Source organism: Caballeronia sp. A2-2 (assembly GCF_057612605.2).
Genome location: NZ_CM172587.1, coordinates 2,197,307 through 2,217,957, shown reverse-complemented (window position 1 = coordinate 2,217,957; position 20,651 = coordinate 2,197,307). Strand labels below are relative to the sequence as shown.

At 62.3% G+C, this 20,651-nt stretch carries 18 protein-coding genes; 13 read left to right on the top strand and 5 right to left on the bottom strand.

Translation table 11 applies throughout. The features are described 5' to 3' along the window. A complete protein-coding gene (locus ACZCWR_RS10550; protein WP_487300713.1) occupies window positions 1-1,254 on the top strand; it encodes a phospholipase A in 1,254 nt (417 codons plus the stop codon). 52 nt (window positions 1,255-1,306) lie between these two features. Further along, window positions 1,307-1,510: a DUF1289 domain-containing protein gene (locus tag ACZCWR_RS10545; RefSeq protein ID WP_487300712.1), complete on the top strand. Its 204-nt coding sequence runs from the start codon at window positions 1,307-1,309 to the stop codon at window positions 1,508-1,510. A gap of 21 nt (window positions 1,511-1,531) precedes the next feature. Here ACZCWR_RS10545 and ACZCWR_RS10540 read toward each other — a convergent pair whose 3' ends face one another. The 5 genes from ACZCWR_RS10540 to ACZCWR_RS10520 form a co-directional block, all read right to left on the bottom strand. Further along, the gene (locus tag ACZCWR_RS10540; protein WP_487300711.1) at window positions 1,532-2,350 is read right to left on the bottom strand and encodes a fatty acid desaturase family protein; all 819 of its coding nucleotides are present in this window, start codon (window positions 2,348-2,350) and stop codon (window positions 1,532-1,534) included. Between the two features lie 143 nt (window positions 2,351-2,493). Beyond that, complete coding sequence (locus ACZCWR_RS10535) at window positions 2,494-4,086, bottom strand: ABC-F family ATPase (RefSeq protein WP_487300710.1); 1,593 nt, start codon at window positions 4,084-4,086, stop codon at window positions 2,494-2,496. A 180-nt stretch (window positions 4,087-4,266) separates the two neighbouring features. Beyond that, window positions 4,267-5,712: a threonine synthase gene (gene thrC, locus ACZCWR_RS10530; RefSeq protein ID WP_487300709.1), complete on the bottom strand. Its 1,446-nt coding sequence runs from the start codon at window positions 5,710-5,712 to the stop codon at window positions 4,267-4,269. A gap of 26 nt (window positions 5,713-5,738) precedes the next feature. Next, window positions 5,739-7,061, bottom strand: coding sequence for a homoserine dehydrogenase (locus ACZCWR_RS10525; protein ID WP_487300708.1), 1,323 nt, complete (start codon window positions 7,059-7,061; stop codon window positions 5,739-5,741). Between the two features lie 23 nt (window positions 7,062-7,084). Further along, window positions 7,085-8,323 carry a pyridoxal phosphate-dependent aminotransferase gene (locus tag ACZCWR_RS10520; protein ID WP_487300707.1) on the bottom strand — a complete coding sequence of 413 codons (1,239 nt, stop codon included), beginning with the start codon at window positions 8,321-8,323 and terminating at the stop codon, window positions 7,085-7,087. 287 nt (window positions 8,324-8,610) lie between these two features. Between ACZCWR_RS10520 and ACZCWR_RS10515 the strand changes: the two genes are divergently transcribed. The 11 genes from ACZCWR_RS10515 to ACZCWR_RS10465 all read left to right on the top strand — a co-directional run bounded on the left by ACZCWR_RS10515 (window position 8,611) and on the right by ACZCWR_RS10465 (window position 20,605). Beyond that, window positions 8,611-8,985, top strand: a complete 375-nt coding sequence (locus tag ACZCWR_RS10515) for an Mth938-like domain-containing protein (RefSeq protein WP_487300706.1) — start codon at window positions 8,611-8,613, stop codon at window positions 8,983-8,985. Between the two features lie 304 nt (window positions 8,986-9,289). Continuing rightward, a complete protein-coding gene (locus tag ACZCWR_RS10510; protein WP_487300705.1) occupies window positions 9,290-10,963 on the top strand; it encodes a phospholipid carrier-dependent glycosyltransferase in 1,674 nt (557 codons plus the stop codon). A 78-nt stretch (window positions 10,964-11,041) separates the two neighbouring features. Continuing rightward, a complete protein-coding gene (locus ACZCWR_RS10505) occupies window positions 11,042-11,413 on the top strand; it encodes an SMR family transporter (RefSeq protein ID WP_487300704.1) in 372 nt (123 codons plus the stop codon). Window positions 11,414-11,471: 58 nt separating this feature from the next. After that, window positions 11,472-12,629 carry a DegT/DnrJ/EryC1/StrS family aminotransferase gene (locus ACZCWR_RS10500; protein ID WP_487300703.1) on the top strand — a complete coding sequence of 386 codons (1,158 nt, stop codon included), beginning with the start codon at window positions 11,472-11,474 and terminating at the stop codon, window positions 12,627-12,629. Between the two features lie 44 nt (window positions 12,630-12,673). Beyond that, on the top strand, window positions 12,674-13,711 hold the full coding sequence (locus tag ACZCWR_RS10495) for a glycosyltransferase (RefSeq protein ID WP_487303302.1): 1,038 nt from the start codon (window positions 12,674-12,676) through the stop codon (window positions 13,709-13,711). Continuing rightward, the gene (locus ACZCWR_RS10490; RefSeq protein WP_487300702.1) at window positions 13,708-14,694 is read left to right on the top strand and encodes a formyltransferase; all 987 of its coding nucleotides are present in this window, start codon (window positions 13,708-13,710) and stop codon (window positions 14,692-14,694) included. Before ACZCWR_RS10495 ends, ACZCWR_RS10490 begins: the two co-directional genes overlap by 4 nt. Further along, window positions 14,691-15,737 carry a bifunctional UDP-4-keto-pentose/UDP-xylose synthase gene (locus ACZCWR_RS10485; RefSeq protein ID WP_487300701.1) on the top strand — a complete coding sequence of 349 codons (1,047 nt, stop codon included), beginning with the start codon at window positions 14,691-14,693 and terminating at the stop codon, window positions 15,735-15,737. Before ACZCWR_RS10490 ends, ACZCWR_RS10485 begins: the two co-directional genes overlap by 4 nt. A gap of 9 nt (window positions 15,738-15,746) precedes the next feature. Continuing rightward, window positions 15,747-16,643, top strand: coding sequence for a polysaccharide deacetylase family protein (locus tag ACZCWR_RS10480; RefSeq protein WP_487300700.1), 897 nt, complete (start codon window positions 15,747-15,749; stop codon window positions 16,641-16,643). A 63-nt stretch (window positions 16,644-16,706) separates the two neighbouring features. Further along, window positions 16,707-17,168: a peroxiredoxin gene (locus ACZCWR_RS10475; protein WP_487300699.1), complete on the top strand. Its 462-nt coding sequence runs from the start codon at window positions 16,707-16,709 to the stop codon at window positions 17,166-17,168. Window positions 17,169-17,584: 416 nt separating this feature from the next. Next, complete coding sequence (locus ACZCWR_RS10470; RefSeq protein WP_487300698.1) at window positions 17,585-19,444, top strand: PhoH family protein; 1,860 nt, start codon at window positions 17,585-17,587, stop codon at window positions 19,442-19,444. 195 nt (window positions 19,445-19,639) lie between these two features. After that, on the top strand, window positions 19,640-20,605 hold the full coding sequence (locus tag ACZCWR_RS10465) for a C40 family peptidase (RefSeq protein WP_487300697.1): 966 nt from the start codon (window positions 19,640-19,642) through the stop codon (window positions 20,603-20,605). Window positions 20,606-20,651: the final 46 nt, after the last annotated feature.

The window sequence follows — 20,651 nt, the reverse complement described above, 5'->3', positions numbered from 1 at the left end:
ATGGCCCGCCGCCCAAGACCAGCCTTTTCGCTTTCTGCTTTTGCCCTAGCTGTCGCGACCTTTGGCGCCACGAATACCGCGCATGCGACCGTCGCCGTGCTGCAACCTGCACGCGAAGCCGCCGCTTCGCAACCGCTGGAAATCACCCTGCTCTACACCGACGACGACAAGAAACCGCTTTCCGTCGATGTCCCGAAGCAACTGACCGTGAACCTGACGAACGGCGACCTTCCGCCCGCGCCGCTCGTTCTCACGCGCGCGGCGAACACGCCCGACCGTCTGCGCCTCGCGCCCGGACAATACCGCCGCGTGCGCTATTCCGCGCCGTGGCCCGACTCGGCGCGCGGGACCATCAAGATCGATCCGGTCGGCTTCGATGCCTCGCCGATGCTCGTCATGCTCAATCGCGGCCCGAGCCAGAATCAGGTCGTGGCGGCGGAACATCGCGAAACGCAAGCCGCGACGCCCGCGCAACTCGCCAGCGCCACCGCCGCCGCGGATACCACCGCCGTGCCGACGACGCCGCAGGACACCATGCTCTCCGGCCGCCTGTCCACCTTCGAGCCGATGTACTTCGCCGACGGCAAGAACGGCGACCAGCTCGCCAAGTTCCAGTTCAGCTTCAAGTACCGGCTGCATCTGCCGGACGATCCGCGTTCGCGCGGCTTCCTCGACAACCTGTACTTCGGCTATACGCAAACGTCGATCTGGAATCTGTCCGCGCCGTCCGCGCCCTTCCGCGATACGAGTTATCAGCCGCAGTTGTTCTATTACGTCGAAGATACCGGCTGGAAAAGCCCGTTTTTCACGCGGATGGGCGTGGCCTCGGGTATCGGGCACGAGTCGAACGGCAAGAGCGGTGACACCTCGCGCGCGATCAATATTTTGTTTGTGCGCCCGACCTGGGATTTCGGCGATCTCAATGCCAACCATCTGACGCTCTCGCCGAAGTTCTACTACTACGTGACCAAGAGCGGCAACGAAGATATCGCCGACTATCGCGGCTACGTGGATTTCCTCGTCAAATACGGGAGCCCGGATGGCCTGCAACTCGCGACGACCGTGCGCAAGGGCACCAAGCACTGGTACGGCAGCGTGGATTCGCAACTGACCTATCCGCTCTCGAAGCTCGCCGGGAGCGCATGGGGCGGCTATCTGTTCGTGAGCTACTTCAACGGCTACGGCGAAGATATTCTCGACTACGACCAGCGTCATCACTGGATCGCGCGGATAGGCTACAGTATCGCGCGGTGAGTTTAATTACCTGTGCTGCCGCGTCTTGATCGACGCGGTACAAAGTGAGTTTATGGCTTCGAATCTTCACGATCTTCCGGATAGCCCGTGCATCGGCGTGTGCTCGACGCTTTTCGACGATGTCTGCAAAGGCTGCGGGCGCACGGCCATGGAAGTGTCGAACTGGGTGTTCCTGTCCGATGAGGAAAAGCGCGTGGTCTGGGCGCGCATCACGAAGGAAGGGACGGCGATGCGGTTTCGGTATGACAACATCTGAACGTCCCTTCTCGCGGCAAGGCTAGATCGCGAACTTGAGCCGTGCGCCCTTCGATGCTGCATCGATGCGTGCGGCCAGTCGCGGCAAATTGCGCGTCGGCACACGCGGGAACAGATGGTGTTCCATGTGCAGGAACATGTTGTAGGTCAAAAGCAGCCTGAACTTGCCGCGCGCCGTGCGCGAGTGCGCGATCGCATCCTCTGCGTCGTGATGCACGGTCCACACCGCGAAAAACGACGTGAGACATTGCCCGATCGCCATCGCGATGACGTGGTACTTGAAAAACGTCACGTCGAACACGCCGAACACAAGCGACACCCACACGGCATTCGCCACCAACTCCCCGATGATCCAGCCACGCGTGCGGGCACTCGTGCGCGCAATCGCCTTTCGGTAGAGGCGGACCGGAAACAGCGGTCCTACCAGAATCGCCTTCCACCACGGCATGCGGGCGCTGGCCGCTTCGATATCCTCCGGTTCCATTGCGTGAGCGTGATGCGCGAGGTGGTTGTACTTGACCGCGTGCATCGAGCCGAGCATCAGCACGCTCATGACGAGCATCTGGAGATCGGTCCATCGGTTCGACAGGCGCAAGGTGTTGTGATACGCGTCGTGTACCTGTCGAAGCCCGGTGAGAAAGAACATGAACGAACATCCGAGCGCAACGACGATCCATCCATGACGCGCGACGAACCATGAGATCAGCAGCCAGGGCAGCGAAATGAGCAGTTCGTGAGCGACTTCGAAGCGGGTCAGCGGGATCAGGTCTCTCCACTCCACGCGCTTGAGCCAATCGGAATCGTGTGGAGTTGAGTCGGTGCAGATATTCTTCTCGGTCATGTGTCTTGCTGATGCATATTCGCGAAAGGGCGCGAAGTATGCCCGCAAGCAACAGATGATTCCTATGCGTGGACGTTTTGTTACGGTCCCAGAAAACAAAAAAGCCGCTTGCGCGGCTTCCTCGTTCCTGAACAGCAGGAAGCTTACTGAATCCCCTGACTCGACAAAAAGTCCTCGTAATTCCCGCCAAAGTCCCGCAACGTTCCATCCGTCTTGACCTCGATGATCCGATCCGCCAGCCCGCTCACGAATTCGCGGTCGTGCGACACGAAAATCAGCGTGCCTTCGAACTTGTCCAGCGCGATCTGCAGCGATTCGATCGACTCCATGTCCATGTGGTTGGTCGGCTCGTCCATCAGCAGCACGTTATGACGACCAAGCATTAGCTTGCCCCAGATCATGCGGCCCTTCTCGCCGCCCGACAGCACCTTCACGTTCTTCTTGATGTCGTCCGCGTTGAACAGCAGGCGGCCGAGCGTGCCGCGCATCATCTGTTCGTCGTCGCCTTCCTTGCGATACTGGTCGATCCAGTCGGTCAGCGTCTCTTCCTTCGGAAACTCTTCGTACGTGTCCTGCGGCATGTAGCCGACGTTCGCGTTCTCCGCCCATTTCACCGAGCCGTGATCCAGTTCCAGCGCACCCTTCAGCGCCTTGAGCAGCGTGGTCTTGCCCGCACCGTTCTCGCCGATGATCGCGATCCGCTCGCCCGGCTGCACGCTCAGGGAAAAGTTCTTGAAGATCGTGCGTTCGTACTTCTTGGTGATGTCCTCGGCCACAACCGCGATGTTGTGCAGCTTCTTTTCGTACTCGAAGCGAATGAACGGATTCTGCCGCGACGAAGGCTTGAATTCCTCGATCTTGATCTTGTCGATCATCTTCAAGCGGCTGGTGGCCTGACGCGCCTTCGACTTATTGGCCGAGAAGCGGCGCACGAAGTCCTGCAAATCGGCCACGCGGTCCTTGGCCTTCTGGTTGGCCGCCTGCTGACGCTCGCGCGCCTGCGTGGACGCCAGCATGTAGTCGTCGTAGTTGCCCGGCCAGACCTTCAACGTGCCGTAATCCATGTCCGCCATGTGCGTGCAGACCTGGTTCAAAAAGTGGCGATCGTGGGAAATGATGATCATCGTCGAGTTGTACTGGTTGAGCACGTCTTCCAGCCAACGAATCGAGTTGATGTCGAGGTTGTTGGTCGGCTCGTCCAGCAGCAGCACGTCGGGCTTGGAGAACAGCGCCTGCGCCAGCAGCACGCGCAGCTTCCAGCCGGGCGCGACGTTGCTCATCGGCCCGTTGTGATCGTTGATGTCGATGCCGATGCCCAGCAGCAGTTCGCCCGCGCGCGCCTCGGCCGTGTAGCCGTCGTATTCGGCGAATTTGGCTTCGAGGTCGGCGGCGCGCATGTAGTCGTCGTCGGTGGCGTCGGGGTTGGCGTAGATGGCGTCGCGCTCGGTCATGGCGGCCCACATTTCGGTGTGGCCCATCATCACGACGTCGAGCACGCGCATGTCTTCGTACGCGAACTGATCCTGACGCAGCTTGCCCAGACGGATGTTCGGTTCGAGCATCACGTTGCCGGAAGACGGCTCCAGATCGCTGCCGAGAATCTTCATGAACGTCGACTTGCCACAGCCGTTCGCGCCGATCAGCCCATAGCGGTTTCCTTCGCCGAACTTGACCGAGATGTTCTCGAAAAGGGGCTTGGGCCCGAATTGCATGGTGATATTGGCGGTAGACAGCACGGCGCGTCCTTTTGAATGATATACGGCGAAAAACCTGAGATTTTAGCAGTTATTAGCGGGGTTTGAGGCGTGGTGGCCTGGTTCGGCTGCCAGACCGATACAAGATAACCGACCGAAAAAAGCAACGGGGCGCGGCTGTGTCGGCCGCGCCCCGTGTGCTTCCGGCTCTGAAACAGGGAATCAGGTCCGCTCGGCGATGAACGCCTTCACCACGCCCGCCTCCGCAGGAACGATATCGAACCTTTGTGGCAGTTTTTCAAGTCCGGCGAAAGCAGCGGGACGCTCCGGTTCGCGGTCCAGCGCCTCGCGGATGGTCTCGCCGAATTTGATCGGCTGGGCGGTTTCGAGCACGATCATCGGCACGCCGGGCTTCAAGTTCTCGCGCGCGACCTTCACGCCGTCGGCGGTGTGCGTGTCGATCATCGTGTCGTAACGCTCGAACACGTCGCGGATGGTGTTCACGCGGTCATCGTGACCGCTGCGGCCGGACACGAAGCCGAACTCCTTCACGCGCGCGAAATCGCCGCTCGCGGCGAGATCGAAACCGCCCTTCTGCTCGACATCGTGGAAAAGTTGCAGCACGCGCGCCGGATCGCGTCCGAGCAGGTCGTACACGAAGCGCTCGAAGTTCGACGCCTTCGAAATATCCATGCTCGGACTGGTCGTGTGATACGTCTCCGCCGCCCCGCGCACGCGATACACGCCCGTTTTAAAGAACTCGTCGAGCACGTCGTTTTCGTTCGTGGCGACCACGAGTTGATCGATCGGCAGACCCATCATGCGCGCGATATGCCCCGCGCACACATTGCCGAAATTGCCCGACGGCACCGTGAACGACACGCGCTCGTCGTTGCCCTGCGTCGCGGCGAAATAGCCCTTGAAGTAATAGACGACCTGCGCCACTACGCGCGCCCAGTTGATCGAATTGACCGTGCCGATCTTGTGCTTCGCCTTGTAGGCGTGATCGTTCGACACGGCTTTCACGATGTCCTGACACTGGTCGAAATTGCCCGTGACCGCGAGATTGAAGATGTTCGGGTCTTGCAGCGAGAACATCTGCGCGGTCTGGAACGCGCTCATCTTGCCGTGCGGCGAAAGCATGAACACGCGCACGCCGGTCTTGCCGCGCATGGCGTATTCGGCGGCGCTGCCCGTATCGCCCGACGTCGCGCCGAGAATGTTCAGCGTTTCGCCGTGTTTGGCCAGCGTGTACTCGAACAGATTGCCGAGCAGTTGCATCGCCATGTCCTTGAAGGCGAGCGTCGGACCGTTCGACAACTCAAGCAAAGACAGCGGCGTGCCGTTTTCGATGCCGAGCGTCTTGAGCGGCGTGATCTGCGAGGCGCTTTCTTCGTGCCGCACGTTGCTGTACACCTGCGCCGTATAGGTCTTGCGCGTGAGCGAGCGCAGATCGTCGGCGGGAATGTCGTCGCTGAATTTCGACAGCACTTCGAAGGCGAGGTCCGCGTAGGAGAGCGTGCGCCAGCGCGCGAGTTCGTCCGCGCTGACACGCGGATATTCGTTCGGCAGATACAACCCGCCGTCCTTCGCCAGACCGCCCAGCAGAATGTCCGAGAACGTGTGGCGCTCGTTCGAGCCGGCGCCGCGCGTCGAGATGTAATTCATGTCGCTTGTCCGATGTTCAATACAACTCAATTCAATGAGGCCATGCGCAGCTTCGTCACCTTCGACACCACCGTGGACAGCGCTTCGATCTCGGCAATCGCCGCGTTCGCGTTCTTTTCCACGGTTTCATGCGTGATGAGGATGATGTCCGTCTCGCCCGCGTTGCCGCCATCGACCTGTTCGGATTCCTTCTGCAACAGCGCGTCGATGGAGATGCCCTTGTCCGCGAGAATGCGCGTGATGTTGGCGAGCACGCCCGTCACGTCCGCCACGCGCAGGCGCAGGTAGTAACCGCTCGTCACTTCGTCGATGGGCAGGATCGGCGTGTTGGAAAGCGCGTCCGGCTGAAACGCCAGATGCGGCACGCGATGCTCCGGGTCGGCCGTGTGCAGGCGCGTGACATCCACGAGATCGGCGACCACGGCGGAAGCGGTCGGCTCCGCGCCCGCGCCCTTGCCATAGTAAAGCGTGGTGCCGACCGCATCCGCATGCACGACGACCGCGTTCATCGCGCCTTCGACATTGGCGAGCAGACGCTTTTCCGGCACCAGCGTCGGATGCGTGCGCAACTCGATGCCCTTCTCCGTGCGCCGCGCAATCCCAAGCAGCTTGATGCGATAACCCAGATCTTCCGCGTACTTGATATCGATCGCCGCCAGCTTGCTGATGCCCTCGACATACGCGCGGTCGAACTGCACTGGCACGCCGAACGCGATCGCGCTCATGATCGTGACCTTGTGCGCGGCATCGACGCCTTCGATGTCGAAGGTCGGATCGGCTTCCGCGTAACCCAGTTCCTGCGCGGCCTTGAGCGCGGTGGCGAAGTCCAGGCCACGATCGCGCATCTCCGAGAGAATGTAGTTCGTCGTCCCGTTGATGATGCCCGCGATATATTCGATGCGGTTCGCCGTCAGCCCTTCGCGCAGCGCCTTGATGATCGGAATGCCGCCCGCCACCGCCGCCTCGAACGCGACCATCACGCCCCGCGCGCGCGCCGCCTGAAAAATCTCCGTGCCGTGCACCGCGAGCAGCGCCTTGTTGGCCGTCACCACATGCTTGCCGTTGGCAATCGCGCGCAGAACGAGTTCACGCGCGAAGCCCGTGCCGCCGATCATTTCGCACACGATATCGATGGAAGGATCGTCCACCACCGCGCCGAAGTCCTCCGTCACCGGAATGCCCGCGTCCTTCGCGGCCTGCGCCTTCGATGGCGTGCGCACCGCGACCCGCGCGATTTCGATGCCGCGGCCCGCGCGACGTTTGATTTCTTCCTGATTGCGGCGCAGCACCGTGAAGGTGCCGCTGCCCACCGTGCCGAAGCCCAAGAGTCCTACTTTGATCGGTTCCATGCAGCGTGAATCTATAAAAGGAGTTAAGCGGAATGACGTTTTCGGTAGCCGTCGAGGAAGCGCGCGATGCGGTTGATCGAATCCGCGAGATCGTCGAGATTCGGCAGGAACACCACGCGGAAGTGATCCGGCGTCGGCCAGTTGAAGCCGGTGCCCTGCACGAGCAGCGTACGCTCCTCAAGCAACAAATCGGTGATGAACTGCTGATCGTCCTCGATCGGATAGATTTTCGGATCGAGCTTCGGGAACATATACAAAGCGGCCTGCGGCTTCACGCACGATACGCCGGGAATGGCGGTGAGCATGTCGTACGCGAGTTCGCGCTGTTTGTAGAGCCGCCCGCCCGGCAAAATCAGATCGTTGATGCTCTGATAGCCGCCCAGCGCGGTTTGAATCGCGTACTGGCCCGGCACGTTCGGACACAGCCGCATGGATGCGAGAATGCCCAGTCCTTCGAGATAGTCCTTCGCGCGGCGGCGGTTTTCCTCGATCAAACCGGAAATGGCCATCCAGCCCGCGCGATAACCGCACGACCGGTAGCTTTTCGAGAGGCTGTTGAAGGTGACGGTCAGCACGTCTTCGGAGAGCGCGCCCATCGACGTATGCGTTTTGCCGTCGTAGACGATCTTGTCGTAGACCTCGTCCGCGAAAATGATCAGGCCGTGTTCGCGCGCAATGGCGATCAAGTCCAGCAACAGTTCGTCCGAATACAGCGCGCCGGTCGGGTTGTTCGGGTTGATGACCACCAGCGCACGCGTGTTCGGCGTGATCTTCGCGCGAATATCGTCGAGATCGGGCATCCAGCCGTTGCTCTCGTCGCACAGATAATGGCGCGGCGTGCCGGAGGACAGGCTCACCGCCGCCGTCCAGAGCGGATAGTCCGGCGCGGGAAGCAGCACTTCGTCGCCGTCGTTCAGAAGCGCCTGCATCGCCATGACGATGAGTTCCGACGCCCCGTTGCCGATGAAAATATCGTCCAGTTCCACGCCGGCAACGCCCTTCTCCTGCGTGTAATGCATGATCGCCTTGCGCGCCGCGAACACGCCTTTGGAGTCCGAATAGCCCGAACTGCCGGGCAGATTGCGGATCATGTCCTGAATGATCTCGTCGGGCGCGTCGAAACCGAAGGCCGCCAGATTGCCGATATTGAGCTTGATGATGCGGTGACCTTCGTCCTCCAGACGCTTGGCGTGTTCGAGCACGGGCCCGCGAATGTCGTAGCAGACGTTTTGCAGCTTGTTGGATTTGAGAATCGGTTTCACGGCTGGCTGGCTCTGGAAAAGGCGACTTGGATATGGTTCATGCGAAACCGGCGATGTGACGCCGGCGCATTCGCGAGCAGGTCGTGGTGTGACGTTGCGAAAGCGAATTGCGTGTCGAAGGCAGCTTGTGGCGGCACGCGAGCGCAACGGGCGCCGCGCGGGCGGGCCCGGCGGCTTAAAAGTTATAATTTACTGATTATGTGTCGGTTCCGCAATGCACCACCGGACTGCATGTTCCCACGGCGGAGCGCCGGACACGCCCTCCATTCCCTTGCCGGAACACCGTTTTGAAACTTCATCAGGACGCGAGCAACGCGCTCAACACCATCACGAGCTACGCAGACGGCTTCGTGGCAATCAACCTTCAGCGGTACGAAAACAGCGTGATCGTCATGCCGGAATCGCCTGTCGAGCCGTGGCCGGTTTCGTCGTTCGCGGCGCTCACGCCCGAGCATTTCGAGGCGCTCGTGCAGGCCGCGCCCGAAGTGGTCATCTTCGGCAGCGGGTCGAAACTGCGCTTTCCGCATCCGCGATTGACGGCGGCGCTCACGCGGCAACGCATCGGCGTCGAGACAATGGACTTCGGCGCGGCCTGCCGGACCTATAACATTCTGATGTCGGAAGGACGTCGCGTGGCGGTGGCGCTGCTCATCGAGCATTGAGCGGGACTGCGTACCTTATCTAAGCAATCGCTAAGGAAACGCAAGGCACAATCCAGCGGCATTGGACGAACGCGGATGCTTACACGCGTTCTAAATTGACCCTTCGGACGGCCCTCGTGCGCTACACTCCCGCCCGCGTGACCCGTCCGGGGACGGACCGGATGCGTTCGGACCGGCGTTTTGCCTTTCGTCAGGCTTTCGATCGCGCGGTTCGATGAATGCCCAGCCAAGGCGTCCCGACGCGGCACGGACAGCCCATTTCGTTTCACTAGCGCCGCATGACGGCATCGGATAGGTCGACTTCATGAACGATACGCCTTCGCGGCTACCGCTCACCCGTCTCTCGCTCATTCTTCTGCTCGTCGCGCTCGCGGTGATCTGGTTCGCGCCGCTGGGCCTGCGCCATCTGGTGCCGAGCGACGAAGGCCGCTACGCCGAAATGGCGCGCGAAATGTTCGTCACCGGCGACTGGATCACACCGCGCTACAACGGCTACAAGTACTTCGAGAAACCGCCGCTGCAAACGTGGGCCAACGCGCTGACGTTTGCGTGGTTCGGCATCGGCGAATGGCAGGCGCGGTTGTACACGGCGCTCACGGGTTTCGCGGGCGTCTTGCTCGTGGGCTACACCGGCACGCGCGTGTTCAACGCGATGACAGGCTTCGCCGCCGCCGTGATCCTCGCGACCTGCCCGTACTGGAATTTGATGGGCCACTTCAACACGCTCGACATGGGCCTGTCGTTCTGGATGCAACTGACGCTGTGCGCGCTGCTGCTCGCGCAACGCCCCGGCCTGCCGACGCGCGACGTGCGCCTGTGGATGTGGCTGTGCTGGGCCGGCATGGGCGCGGCGGTGCTCTCCAAGGGTCTCGTCGGCCTAATCCTGCCGGGCGCGGTGCTGGTGCTGTATTCGCTGATCGCGCGCGACTGGGCGCTGTGGAAGCGGCTGTATATCGGCAGCGGGCTGATCGTGTTCCTGATCGTCGTCGCGCCGTGGTTCGCGCTCGTGCAGATGAAGAATCCCGAGTTCTTCAATTTCTTCTTCATCGTCCAGCAGTTCAAGCGCTATCTGACGCCCGAGCAGAACCGCCCCGGCCCGATCTATTACTTCGTGCCGGTGCTGATCGTCGGCTTTCTGCCGTGGCTGTCGATCGCGGCGCAAAGCGTGCGGCATGCGGTGAAGACGCCGCGTCAGCCGAACGGCTTCGCGCCCGTGACACTGCTGCTCGTCTGGACCGCGTTCATTTTTCTGTTCTTCAGCGCGTCGCATTCGAAGCTGCTCTCCTATACTCTGCCGATCGCGCCGGCCATCGCGCTCCTGATGGGGCTGTACCTGCCGACGCTCACGACCGCGCGTTATCGCATGCATCTGATCGGTTACGCGGTGTTCCTGATCGCGGCGGCGCTGGGCGCGATCTTCATCGGCCGGGCGGGCAGCGCCAACACGCCGAACGTGCTGTATCGCGAGTTTCAGATGTGGGTCTGGGCGGGGCTGGCGGTGGCGTTCGTCGTGACGCTGTTCGCGCTTTGGCTGAATCGCCGCAGCGTGCTGGCGGGCGCGGCGGGTCTGGGCGCGGCGTGGCTGCTGCTCGGCACCATCGCCGGGACGGGACACGATGTATTCGGCACGGAAAGCTCGGGCGTGAAGCTGGTTCCGGCGGTCAAGGCCGTCATGGCGAAGCTGCCGCCGGACACGCCGTTCTACTCCATCGCTAAGCTCGATCACACCATGCCCTTCTACCTCGGCCACACGATGACCATGGTTCAGGAGGCCGACGAACTGACCTTCGGCGTGCAGACGGAGCCGCAAAAGTGGATTCCGTCCATCGACGAATGGATCACGAAATGGGACGCCGACCGTTACGCGCTCGCGCTGATGCCGCCGTATCGTTACGACCAGCTCGCCGCGCGCCATGTGCCGATGCAGGTGATCGCGCGGGACGAACGGCGCGTGATCGTCGAAAAACCGCAGCCATGAGCACAAGCGGCACGAGCACGCCTGTTCGGCTTTCGCGCCCAAACCGGGTATCCTTGACCAGCACTTGATTCGCGCACGATGAACCTTATTTCCTTTACCTGCATCATCATCGGCGTATTGTTGAACGCGGGCGCGCAATTGCTGCTCAAAGCAGGCGTGAATGCCGTCGGCCATTTCGATTTCACCTGGGCGAACGTCGTGCCCGTCGGTTTCAGGATCGCGACGCAGTTGCCCATCATCGGCGGGCTCGCGTGCTATGTGGTGAGCGTGGTCGTGTGGATCGTCGGGCTCTCGCGCGTGGATGTGTCGCTCGCGTATCCCATGCTCTCGCTCGGCTACGTCGTCAATGCGTTCGCGGCGTGGTATTTGTTCGGCGAAGTGCTCTCGGTGCACCGGCTCGTCGGCATCGGCATCATTCTGGTCGGCGTCGCGGTGCTGGCGCGCGGCTGAAGGCGCGCGGCGAATTGCAAGTGGCGAACCTCATTTCATCTTTCTTTTTGCATAGCCCATGACTCAGACTTCGCGGCCGTTCCTGCCCTTCGTCCGGCCTGAAATCGACGAAGAGACCATTCAGGGCGTCGTCGACGTGCTGCGCTCCGGGTGGATCACCACCGGCCCGCAGAATCAGCAGTTCGAAGCGGAATTGTCGGCTTATTTCGGCGGCCGTCCGGTACGCGCGTTCAATTCGGGCACCTGCACGATGGAAATCGCGCTGCGCATCGCGGGCGTGGGCGCGGGCGACGAAGTCATCACCACGCCGATGACCTGGGTCTCCACCGCCAACGTCATTCTCGAAGTCGGCGCGACGCCGGTCTTCGTCGATATCGATCCGGTCACGCGCAACATCGACCTGAACCTGCTGGAACGCGCGATCACGCCGCGCACGAAAGCGATCATGCCGGTGTATCTGGCGGGTCTGCCGGTGGACATGGACCGGCTCTACGAAATCGCGCGCGCCCACAAGTTGCGCGTGATCGAGGACGCTGCGCAGGCAATCGGGTCGAGCTGGAAAGGCAAGCGCATCGGCTCGTTCGGCGATCTCGTGTCGATCAGCTTCCACGCGAACAAGAACGTGACGTCGATCGAAGGCGGCGCGCTCGTCATGAACAACGAGGACGAAGCGGAACTCGCGCGCAAGTACCGTTTGCAGGGCATCACCCGCACGGGTCACGACGGCATGGACTGCGACGTGCTCGGCGGCAAGTACAACCTGACGGACGTGGCCGCGCGCGTGGGCCTCGGTCAGTTGCGACAGGTCGAACGCTTCACGCAAAAGCGCCGCGAACTCGCGCGCGCCTACTTCGACGCGTTCGAAGGCGGCGCGGCGGTGAAGCTCGGCGTGGGCCTGCCGGTCGCGAATTTCGACGACAGCAACTGGCACATGTTTCAGATCGCGCTGCCGCTGGACGCGCTCGACATCACGCGCGCGCAGTTCATGGAAGAAATGAAGCAGCGCGCCGTCGGCACGGGCGTGCATTATCCGGCGCTGCATCTGTTCACGCTGTATCGCGAACGCGGCTTCAAGGAAGGCATGTTCCCGCATGCGGAACGCCTCGGCGCATCGACGGTGACCTTGCCGCTGTTCACGCTGATGAGCGCGGAAGACGTGGCGCATGTCGTGAAATCGGTCGATGAAATCTGCGCGCTGCACGCACGCAAGCGCTGAAAAAACCGGATCAAACCCTGGACACCCACAGCAACATGAGTCAAATGGCTTTTGCGACGATACCCTCCGACGCGCCCGAGTTATCGGTCGTGATTCCGGTGTACAACGAGGAGGACGGCCTGGCCGCCCTTTTCGAGCGTTTGTACCCGGCGCTCGATGCGCTCGACGCCACGTATGAAGTCATCTTCATCAACGATGGCAGCCGCGACAAATCCGCCGCGCTGCTGGCGCGGCAGTTCCACGCGCGGCCCGACACCACACGCGTCATTCTGCTGAACGGCAACTATGGTCAGCACATGGCGATTCTCGCGGGCTTCGAGCAATCGCGCGGCGAGATTGTGGTGACGCTGGATGCCGACTTGCAGAATCCGCCCGAGGAAATCGGCAAGCTCGTCTCCAAGATGCGCGAAGGCTACGACTACGTCGGCACCATTCGTCAGCAACGGCAAGACAGCCTGTGGCGCAAGAAAGCCTCACGCGCGATGAACCGGCTGCGCGAGCGCATCACCAAGATTCGGATGACGGATCAGGGCTGCATGCTGCGCGCGTACAGCAGGCACATCATCGACACGATCAACCGCTGCGGCGAAATCAACACGTTCATTCCGGCGCTGGCCTACACGTTCGCGCAAAATCCGATCGAGGTCGATGTCGCGCATGAGGAGCGTTTCGCGGGCGAATCCAAGTATTCGTTGTACAGCCTGATCCGCCTGAACTTCGATCTGGTCACGGGCTTTTCCGTGGTGCCGCTGCAATGGCTGTCGTTCATCGGCGTGATTCTCTCGGTCGGTTCGGCGGCGTTGTTTCTCCTGCTGCTGATTCGCCGCTTCATGTTCGGCGCGGAAGTTCAGGGTGTGTTCACGCTGTTCGCCATCACGTTCTTCATGTTGGGCGTCATCATCTTTGCGCTCGGGTTGCTGGGTGAATATATCGGGCGCATTTATCAGCAAGTGCGCGCGCGGCCCCGCTATCTCGTGCAGACCATTCTCGAACAGCGCGATGGCCTTTCCGTCGCCACGAAGCCGCTTCAGGAAGCCGTGCATCAGGTGGCCGTGATCGACCCCGAAGAAGGCGGCCGATGAAGCCGCGCGCAGTCGTTTTCGCCTATCACAACGTCGGCGTGCGCTGCCTGCAAGTGCTGCTGGCGCGTGGCGTGGATGTCGCGCTCGTCGTCACGCACGAGGACAGCGCGAGCGAGAACATCTGGTTCGGCAGCGTGGCGCAAGTTGCGGCGGAGCACGGCATCGAAACGATCACGCCGGCTGACCCGAAAGCGCCCGAACTGCATGCTGCGGTCGCGCGCGTGGCGCCGGATTTCATCTTCTCGTTCTACTACCGGAACATGCTGCCGGTGTCGCTGCTGGAACTCGCGCGGCGCGGCGCGTACAACATGCACGGCTCGTTGCTGCCGAAGTACCGCGGACGCGTGCCGACCAACTGGGCGGTCATCAACGGCGAAACGGAAAGCGGCGCGACGCTGCACGAAATGGCCGCCAAGCCCGACGCAGGCGCGATCCTCGCGCAAACGCCCGTGCCGATCCTGCCGGACGATACCGCCGCGCTCGTCTTCGACAAGACCGTGGTCGCCGCCGAGCAAACGCTCTGGCGCGTGCTGCCCGCCCTCCTTGCAGGCGATGCGCCGCGCCTGCCGAACGATCTCGCCGCCGGCAGCTACTACGGTGGCCGCAAGCCGGAAGATGGACGCATCGACTGGTCGCAGCCAGCGGCGCGCATCTATAACCTGATTCGCGCCGTCGCGCCGCCTTATCCGGGCGCGTTCACGGACATCGGTTCGGAGCGCTTCATCGTCGCGCGGGCGCGGCGCGTGCCGGATACGGGCGCACCGAACGTATCGCCAGAAACGCTCGACGAACTGCGCCGTTTGCCCCCGGGCCTGAGCGTGGCGGATAATGCGCTGTTTGGCGTCTGCGGCGATGGCGGCGTCATCGCCATCCACGAACTGCGTCACCGGCCCCTGAACGCCGACTTGCAGCCAGTCGGCGACGAGCGCGCCATCGACCCCGCCGAGTTCGGCCGAATCATTCAATCCTCTCGTCATTCATGAAAAAAGTCCTCATCCTGGGTGTCAACGGCTTCATCGGCCATCACCTGTCCAAGCGCATCCTCGAAACCACCGACTGGGAAGTCTTCGGGATGGACATGCAAACCGATCGCCTGGGCGACCTCGCGAATCACGAGCGGATGCACTTCTTCGAAGGCGACATCACGATCAACAAGGAGTGGGTCGAGTACCACATCAAGAAGTGCGACGTGATCCTGCCGCTGGTCGCCATCGCCACGCCCGCGACTTACGTGAAGCAGCCGTTGCGCGTGTTCGAACTTGACTTCGAAGCGAACCTGCCGATCGTGCGTTCGGCGGTGAAGTACGGCAAGCATCTGGTGTTTCCGTCCACTTCCGAGGTGTACGGCATGTGCACCGACGAGCAGTTCGACCCTGAAAACTCCACGCTCTCCTACGGTCCTATCAACAAGCCGCGTTGGATTTACGCGTGCTCCAAGCAGTTGATGGATCGCGTGATCTGGGGCTACGGCATGGAAGGCCTCAACTTCACGCTGTTCCGCCCTTTCAACTGGATCGGGCCGGGTCTGGACTCCATCTACACGCCGAAGGAAGGTTCGTCGCGCGTGGTGACGCAGTTCCTCGGCCATATCGTGCGCGGCGAGAACATCAGCCTCGTGGATGGCGGTGCGCAAAAGCGCGCGTTCACGGATATCGACGACGGCATCGGCGCGCTGATGAAGATCATCGAGAACAAGGACGGCGTGGCGACGGGCAAGATCTATAACATCGGCAATCCGAACAACAACTTCTCGGTGCGCGAACTCGCCAACATGATGCTCAAGCTCGCGAGCGAATTCCCCGAATACGCGGATACCGCGAAGTCGGTGCAACTCGTCGAGACGTCTTCGGGCGCGTATTACGGCGCGGGCTATCAGGACGTGCAGAACCGCGTGCCCAAGATCGAGAACACCATGCAGGAACTCGGCTGGGCCCCGCAAGCCACCATGGACGACGCGCTGCGCAAGATTTTCGAAGCGTACCGCGGGATCGTGGGCGAGGCCCGCAAGCTCGTCGAGCAGTCGTAAGAGGCGCGCGTGGCCCGCATCGTTCTCAAGATCGACGTCGATACGCTGCGCGGCACGCGCGAAGGCGTGCCGAACCTCGCGCGCATCTTCGACAAGTTCAACGCGCGCGCCACGTTCCTGTTCAGTCTCGGCCCGGATCACACGGGCTGGGCGCTCAGGCGCGTGTTCCGGCCGGGCTTTTTGAAGAAAGTCTCGCGCACGTCCGTGGTCGAGCATTACGGCATCAAGACGCTCATGTATGGCGTGCTGCTGCCCGCGCCGGATATCGGGCGCGAGGCGGTGTCGGAGATGCGCGCCATCCACGAAGCCGGGTTCGAATGCGGCATCCATACGTGGGATCACGTGTACTGGCAGGACAACGTGCGCTCGCGCGACCGCGACTGGACGAGCAAGCAGATGCAGCGCAGCCATGCGCGCTTCGTCGAAGTGTTCGGTGCGCCGCCCGTCACGCACGGCGCGGCGGGCTGGCAGATGAACGGCCACGCGTTCGAGCAGATCGACGCGTGGGGCATGCGCTACGCCTCCGACGGACGCGGCCACGCGCCCTACATTCCCGTGCTCGACGGCCGCACGCTCAACCACATTCAGATGCCCACGACACTGCCCACGCTCGACGAAATGCTCGGCGTGGATGGCGTGGACGAAAGCAATGTGGCGGCGCATCTGCTTAAGCGGACGGCGAATAATCCGCACGATCAGGTCTTCACGCTGCACGCCGAACTCGAAGGCCAGAAGCTCGCGCCGGTGTTCGAACAACTGCTCGAAGGCTGGCGCGCGCAGGGACACAGCTTCGCCACGATGGGCGACTATCATGCGACGCTGGACCGTTCCATGCTGCCCACGTACCCTGTCACGTGGGGCGAGATTCCGGGCCGCGCGGGCGAATTGATCGTTCAGCCGGGGTAATCCACGCCTCTCATATCGAACACGTCCTTGTTCCGACAACCAAAAACAACCGGAGGATCCTTCGTGTCAGTCGCAGTCGACCAGCCCGTTCCCGACTTCACCGCACCCGCGACGGGTGGCGAATTCACGCTCTCCAGCCTGCGTGGCAAGAAAGTCGTGCTGTTCTTTTATCCCAAGGACAACACGCCGGGCTGCACGCTGGAGAACTCGCAGTTCCGCGACAGCTACGACCAGTTCACGGCGGCGGGCGCGGAAATCGTCGGCATCTCGCGTGACAGCGTGAAGTCGCACGAGAACTTCAAGGCCAAGCTCGAACTGCCCTTCACGCTCGTCTCGGATAGCGACGAAGCCATCTGCGCACTGTTCGATGTCGTCAAGATGAAGAAGATGTACGGCAAGGAAGTGCGTGGTATCGAGCGCTCGACCTTCCTCATCGACGCGAAAGGCGTGCTGCGCCGCGAGTTCCGTGGCATCAAGGTGCCGGGGCACGTGGATGGCATCGTCGAGGCTGTACAAGCCATTTGAGGCACGCTATATTGGTTTCCAATGAGCGCCTGTCCTCCCCATACCACTTTCCTGAGCGTCAATCGCCGGCGGCCTTCCGGGCAATTCGGCGTGGACCCGGGCTATGTGGATCGGGTACGGCGCACTCGCTCTGAAACAGAAGTCAAGCCGCTGGTTCCGGTCGTCGGGACGGCGGCTTTTTTGTTGGCGTCGCGCCAAAGCCACGCAGGCCATGAAGATCATGCCGAACGGCTCACGCGCGGCATCATGCATGCAACCTCCAAGGAGCAGATCGAAACTTAGGCGAACCGGCGTTTTCGACCACGAAGCGCGCCGCCGGACGCAAACTGCGATACACGATTCGCTGCGAGGGCGAACGGGGCAGGATGCGGCGGGCGGCGCACGATACACGACCCGATTCCTTTCGAGGGAACACCATGCCTTTGCCTACCGCCCCGGCCAAGCTCGGCCATCTCCTTCCGGCTGAAGAGTACAAGGCCCGAGCACGGCCCGCGAAGCAGCCGAAAAAACAAGCGGCCGCGAGCGACGACGACGCGTACGGCGCAGTCGATACCGCCACGGCCGAGCGTCCCGCCGCGAACGCATCGAATGCATCGAACGCGGCGCACACGCTGCGCGCCATCGCCAGCGACGTGCTCACGCAAATTCCCGCCGAAGCGCCCGCGGAAGCGGCCATGCCGTCGCCCGCGCCCGGCACCGTGCCCACGCGCGGCCGTAAGTCGAAGCAGACGGCGGCGCTTTTGCAATCGTCCGCGCCTGCCACGCCCGCGCCGGTTCAGGCCCGCACGGAACGCGCCGATGCGCCTGTCGCCGCCGCGCCCGCTGCATCCGCCGATGCACGCTCGGCCAACAAACGCAGCAAGCGCGTCACGCAGGAGGCCGAACTGAGCAAGCTGTTCGTGCTCGACACGAACGTGCTCATGCACGACCCGAGTTCCCTGTTCCGCTTCGAGGAACACGACGTCTATCTGCCGATGATGACGCTCGAAGAACTCGACAACCACAAGAAAGGCATGTCGGAAGTGGCGCGCAATGCGCGTCAGGTGAGCCGCACGCTGGATGCGCTCGTCGCCAATGCCGGCAAGATGACGGAAGGCATTCCGCTCGCCGCGCAGGGTAACCGCGATGCGCTCGGCCGACTTTACTTCCAGACCACGCTGACCGACATCGAACCGGTGGAAGGCTTGCCGGTCGGCAAGGCGGACAACCAGATTCTGGGCGTGGTGCGCGCCTTGCAAAAGGAGCGGCCGGACCGTCAGGTCGTGCTGGTGTCGAAGGACATCAACATGCGCATCAAGGCGCATGCGCTCGGTCTGCCCGCCGAGGACTACTTCAACGATCAGGTTCTCGAAGACAAGGACCTGCTCTACTCCGGCGTGCGCGCGCTGCCGCAGGATTTCTGGACCAAGCATGCCAAGGGCATGGAAAGCTGGCAGGACACCAAGACCGGCACCACGTATTACCGCGTGACCGGGCCACTGTGTTCGTCCATGCTCGTCAACGAGTTCGTGTATCTGGAGCCGCAGAACGGCGAGCCGTCGTTCCATGCGGTGGTGCGTGAGTTGAACGGCAAGACCGCGCTCCTGCAAACGCTGCGTGACTATGGCCATCACAAGAACAATGTGTGGGGCATCACGGCGCGCAATCGCGAGCAGAACTTCGCGCTCAACCTGTTGATGAACCCGGAAGTCGATTTCGTCACGCTGCTCGGGCAGGCGGGCACGGGCAAGACGCTCATGGCGCTTGCTGCGGGTCTCGCGCAAGTGCTCGACGACAAGCGCTATAACGAGATCATCGTGACGCGTGCGACGGTGCCGGTCGGCGAGGACATCGGTTTTCTGCCCGGCACTGAGGAAGAGAAGATGCAGCCGTGGATGGGCGCATTCGACGACAACCTCGAAGTCCTGCAGAAAACCGACGACGCCGCTGGCGAATGGGGCCGCGCGGCGACGCAGGAACTCATTCGCTCGCGTCTGAAGGTCAAGAGCATGAACTTCATGCGCGGACGCACCTTCGTGGACAAGTACGTGATCATCGACGAGGCGCAGAATCTCACGCCCAAGCAGATGAAAACGCTCGTCACGCGCGCGGGTCCGGGCACGAAGATCATCTGCCTCGGCAATATCGCGCAGATCGACACGCCGTATTTGACGGAAGGCAGTTCGGGCCTGACGTATGTGGTCGATCGCTTCAAGGGTTGGACGCACAGCGGGCATGTGACGCTGGCGCGCGGCGAACGCTCGCGGTTGGCGGATTACGCGTCGGACATTTTGTAAGTCTTTTTGCGGTTGATGAACGGCCCCGGTGGAGCAATCCGCCGGGGCCGTTTTTCTTGCCCGTCCGTTTGCTGAAGGCAACAGTTACAGCCGAAAGCTCATGTAATTTCTGAAGAAATGTTGTCGAACGCCCGTACTCAGGGCTAGTATCGGCACACTGCCCCTATCGAGGCGAGCGCGGCTCGCCAGTTCGAAATGCGTCGACTCTGGCTGTCGCTGATCGTCTGTCTCATGCTTGCTGCGTGTGGAAGCGCGCCGCAGCAGTCAGCGCGCAGGCCGTCGTCGTCGAGCACGGCGGCAAATCGAACTTATCAGCCGCCGCCCGGTTTTCCGACGTTCGTGGATCACAGCATCGGGCGCGAGGAAATCTCCATTCAGGCGATGGCGCTCGTCGGCGTGCCGTATCGCTGGGGCGGCAACACGCCGGAAGCGGGCTTCGATTGCAGCGGGCTGGTGCGCTATGTGGTGGATCGCGCGGCATCGGTGAATCTGCCGCGCACGACGGCTGAGATGAGCGGGCGCGGTGAGTCCGTCGAACCGGGTGAAGTTGCTCCGGGCGATCTGATTTTCTTCAACACGACGGGGCGCGCGCATTCGCATGTCGGGATTTATGTCGGCAAGCTGCGGTTCGTGAATGCGCCGTCGACGGGTGGCACCGTGCGGCTGGATTACCTCACGAATCCGTATTGGGCGAAGCGGTTCGATGGCATTCGGCGGGTTGCGCCGCCGAAGGCTTCGCCGTTTGATGGGCCGACTTATATTGCGTCGCCGGTGCCGGTGCCTGCTCCGGCTGCGCCTACTCCGGCTGCGACTGCGGCGCCGAGCGTGCCCGTCGATGCCTACGAGCCGCCGCCGCCTTCGATGACCGCCGCGCAGCGTCAGTCGCAGACATCCGCAGATGCATTCGAGCCACCGCCGCCCTCAATGACCGCAGCGCAACGTCAAGCACAAGCCGCAGGCGCAACCGCGCCATCAGCCGACCCGATCCAAGCCGCCGCCGACGCCTACGAACCGCCGCCTTCAAATTCGCACGCCGCGCAGCAACAAGCGCGCGCAGCCCAATCCACCGACCCCGACGATCCTCCCGCCCGCGTGATGCGTGCCTCCACCGGCTCGCTCGCCGCACCGAAGGACGACCCCATCGCGCGCTTCGCCAACTGAGCCAAACGCGCGGCGACCGGCGCGGCTCACGCGCCCCGCTCCACTC